The organism is Bradyrhizobium sp. (assembly GCF_019242285.1).
Taxonomy (GTDB): Bacteria; Pseudomonadota; Alphaproteobacteria; order Rhizobiales; family Xanthobacteraceae; genus Bradyrhizobium.
In genome coordinates this window covers 1-2,901 of the sequence record NZ_JAFAVV010000887.1, presented here as the reverse complement: position 1 = coordinate 2,901, position 2,901 = coordinate 1, and the positions used below count along the sequence as shown (strand labels likewise).

The window sequence follows — 2,901 nt, the reverse complement described above, 5'->3', positions numbered from 1 at the left end:
CGTCGTTGGAGGCAAAATAGGGCTCGTTGGTCGCAACCAGCGGCAGGCCTTTCGAATAGGCGAGATCGATCAGGCCGTTCTCGACCCGCCGCTCGCGGTCGATGCCATGGCGCTGCAATTCGACATAGAGGCGGTCGCCGAAGGTGGTCGCGAGCCGGTCGCAGCGCGCCGTGGCGAGCTCGACGTGGCCGGACTGGATCGCGAGCGAGACCGGGCCGTCCGGCCCGCCGGTCAGCGCGATCACGTCCTCGGCGTCGTTGGCGAGCCAGTCGAACTTGATATGCGGCGCCTGGTGCACCGGCGTCTCCAGGAACGCCCGCGAGTTCAGCCGCATCAGGCTGCGATAGCCGCGCTCGCGTGCGGCCAGCAGCACGATCCGCCCGTAATTGGGGGCCTGGGCGTTGCGCGGATTGACCTCCTGATCCGCAAAATCGACCGCGAGCTCCAGCCCCACGATCGGCTGGATGCCGTAACCCGCCATCTTGTCGGAGAACTCCAGTGCTCCGAACATGTTGTCGGTGTCGGTGAGCGCCAGCGCCGGCTGGCGGTCGGCTTTCGCGAGTTCGCCGAGCCTGGCGATCTTGATCGAGCCCTTCAGCAGCGAATAGGCCGAGTGGACGTGAAGATGGACGAATCCGGCGCTGGACATGCTCTTGACAAGGCTGGCGGTTTTTCGAGAAGGCGGCCGGCTTCCGTGCACCGACTCAGGGCTGGATGGTGATGCCCGCGGCCGGCGGAGTCCACGCCGGCCCTGGGGTTTCCCAAGATTTCCCCCGCCGTCCCCAGCCTTCCCTCACCCGCCTCAGAACTGGCTGAAAAGCTGCGCCCAGACCGCGACCATCCCGATGAACAGCGTGATCGACGCCAGCGCCGCCGCCTCTTCCACGAAAATCCGCAACATGGCTCGCTCCCTTCGCTTCAGAACATAGAGCGAACATTGTTCCGTATTTGTTCTGTAGTCAAGCACGGCCACCGCCGGATTTCGAACCCGGAGTTCCGGATATCGAGATTGGTTAATGGGCCTGTCCGGCTACGGGCACGATTCTGTCGCCATGTCGTGAGATGAGAAATGACGGGTTACGCCATCAGCTAATCCGCCCCACGCTTCAGCGAGCAAGCAGCCAAGTAGCCCGCATGCGCAGCCACATGCGGATCCAGATTCCCGGATGTCGCTTCGCTCATCCGGGCTACAGCGGCTAACGCCTGGGCCGGTCCCAGAAATATTCGCGGTTGCCCGTCTCGTGCTCGGCATAATCGTCGATCGCCGACTTGATCGCCTCGACCAGCAGCATGCTGCCGCGCACCCTGGTGTGCGGCAGGATGGCCTCCGCCCGGGTGCAGAGATGCCTCACCCGCCAGAGCGCGGCGAGGAACTGGGAGGGGTTGGCGTCGGGGTCATACCATGTGAGCAGCGGCATTCCGCAGATTTATACCTTGACGACAAGTAACGCGTCGGATAGGCTATCCCTCAATCGCAGGTAGATGGATGGCACTTATGGCCGCGGTCAAACCTAGAGCCGAAGTATTTCGAGAGCAAAAACCGAAGTTGACCGAGGCAGAAATGATCGCCGCAGCTCAAAAACTGCGTATAGCGGCTAGTTTTGATTCGGCGCCAGTTTGCATGAGTGATGGCACAATTAGCTGCGTAGGGATCAAGTGGAAACTTGGAGACGGCACAACAGAATCGATTCTCATCGATCGGTATTGCGCGACAATTTTGCGTGGTTTGTTCGCCTATCTTGAGGAGAACAACTGGACGGGTACGGCGCTAATCCCGCCCGATGCAAAGCCTCAATGACAGCCTGAGCGACCTCGGGAGAGGTTGGTTTTTTCATCGTCTCTTCGAGAAATTGAGCAACGTTCATGGCCAAGTACACCTTTCAGCAGTTTCAAACCGAATACCCCGATGACGAGTCCTGTCTCGCCAAGTTGATGGAAATCAACTACGGCGGCACTGATATCGTCTGCCCAGGCTGTAAGAAGCGCGCTTCATTTCATCCGATGAGCAAGCGCCGCGCCTATGCCTGTCAGGAATGTGGCCATCACGTTTATCCGGCCGCCGGCACCATCTTCCACAAGTCGCGCACGCCCCTCACCAAGTGGTTCTTCGCGATGTACCTGATGACCAGCACGCGTCATGGCGTTGCCGCAAAAGAGATCGAACGTCAGTTGGGCGTTACCTACAAATGCGCTTGGCGCATGTGCCATGAACTGCGCAAGCTGATGGCGTCTGCGGATCACGATTTCGGCGGCGGATCGACGCTCAAGGGCCATATCGAAATTGATGAGACCTATGTCGGCGGTCGTCGCAAGGCGGATGAACCAGACAACAAAACCGTCGTTTTTGGTATGGTCGAGCGCGGCGGCAAGATCGTTGCCGGACCTATCCCCGATGTCACCACTTACACCGTCGAGGGCATCATTAACGAAAACATCGTTGCGGGTTCAACGATCAGCACGGACGAGAATCGTGTGTATCATGGTCTGCGCCACGCTTACGCGCACGGTACGGTGAACCACTCAGAGGAAGAGTGGGTTCGTGGCATCCACCATGTGAATACGTTGGAGAGCCATTGGTCGCTTTTCAAGCGTGCCGTGAAGGGTACCCACGTTCATATCTCAGCCAAGCATTCTTGGAAATACGTCAGCGAGTTCAGCTACCGCCGCAACTATCGGCATTCGCACTGGACGATGTTTAATCTTTTGGTGCAGGCTTTCGCGCTGCCGCGTTTACAAGACGCGTGAAATCCTCTCGGTGATTGGGGTTATCGTCGGTGGCAGGAACGGCGGCGCCCTCGACGGCAGCCTCAGCAGATTGCCGAACCAGCGGCAACGCCGAATCTGGACTTGCGGCGGAAATAGTGCGTTCCGCCTCCCGTTTTTCCTTGATCGTTTTTCGCA

At 59.2% G+C, this 2,901-nt stretch carries 4 protein-coding genes; 2 read left to right on the top strand and 2 right to left on the bottom strand.

Annotation, left to right across the window (positions count from 1 at the left end; all coding sequences use genetic code 11):
• Window positions 1-649: PHP domain-containing protein (locus JOY90_RS36515; protein WP_291695939.1), on the bottom strand; the 649-nt coding region annotated here is incomplete at its 3' end.
• 547 nt (window positions 650-1,196) lie between these two features.
• Complete coding sequence (locus JOY90_RS36510; RefSeq protein ID WP_291695938.1) at window positions 1,197-1,418, bottom strand: hypothetical protein; 222 nt, start codon at window positions 1,416-1,418, stop codon at window positions 1,197-1,199.
• Window positions 1,419-1,495: 77 nt separating this feature from the next.
• On the opposite strand from JOY90_RS36510, the gene JOY90_RS36505 reads away from it, so the two are divergent.
• On the top strand, window positions 1,496-1,798 hold the full coding sequence (locus JOY90_RS36505) for a hypothetical protein (protein ID WP_291695937.1): 303 nt from the start codon (window positions 1,496-1,498) through the stop codon (window positions 1,796-1,798).
• A gap of 65 nt (window positions 1,799-1,863) precedes the next feature.
• Window positions 1,864-2,745, top strand: a complete 882-nt coding sequence (locus tag JOY90_RS36500; protein WP_291695936.1) for an IS1595 family transposase — start codon at window positions 1,864-1,866, stop codon at window positions 2,743-2,745.
• Window positions 2,746-2,901: the final 156 nt, after the last annotated feature.